Raw genomic sequence first — 725 nt, 5'->3', positions numbered from 1 at the left:
AGCCTTCGTGATAGATGCCCGGATCAATGGGGTGGCGAGTTGATCCCGCCGCCAGCACGAAGGTGAGCATGCATTCGTTCCAACCTCTGATCGGGCTGTCCATCGCCCAGCCGTGGTTCGGGCTCCAGTGCCACATCAGTTGCCGGGCCCCGCGTGTGAACCAGTTCCACTCGGCCTGTGACAACAGCGCGTTCACGCTATGGCGAAGGCGTGCTTCCTCGGTTGCCATCCCGGCGAAATACTCGCGGGCGCAGATCAGACCTTGAAACAGGAAAGTGGTTTCGACCAGATCAGCGCCGTCATCCTTGCGACGGAATGGAATTGTCGCACCGGTACGGCCATTGATGAAATGCGGGAACACGCCGTGGTAGCGCGGCGAGCTTTCCAGGAAATCCAGCATTCGATGCAATCGGCATAATGCCGCCGCGCGATCGATCCAACCGCGTTCAACAGCAACGATGATTGCCATGATGCCGAAGCCAGAGCCGCCAATGGCTGCGAGATCGTTGGCCGGAGCACCGGTGGTCTTCTGTCGATCTCGGGCAAGACCACTGACGGGATGTGCGCCTTCCCAGAAGTACCGGGCCGTTTGCCGTTGCACGATATCCAGCAGCGCTTCATCTTCGAGGTCGCGAACGTTTGCCGGGAAGTCGGGTGCTTGGAGCGTGCTGGGAATCATCGAGCCGGTGTTCCTGAAATGGGCATACAGACCGCCGGTCAATATG

1 pseudogene is annotated in these 725 nt (G+C 59.7%); it reads right to left on the bottom strand.

The features are described from left to right. A pseudogene (locus NKH70_RS35720) lies at nucleotides 1-725 on the bottom strand (glucoamylase family protein); the annotation flags it as partial.

It is taken from the genome of Mesorhizobium sp. M0991 (assembly GCF_040318915.1).
GTDB lineage: Bacteria > Pseudomonadota > Alphaproteobacteria > Rhizobiales > Rhizobiaceae > Mesorhizobium.
The sequence above is the reverse complement of the archived record's forward strand: the minus strand, read 5'-3'. Positions and strand labels throughout refer to the sequence as shown.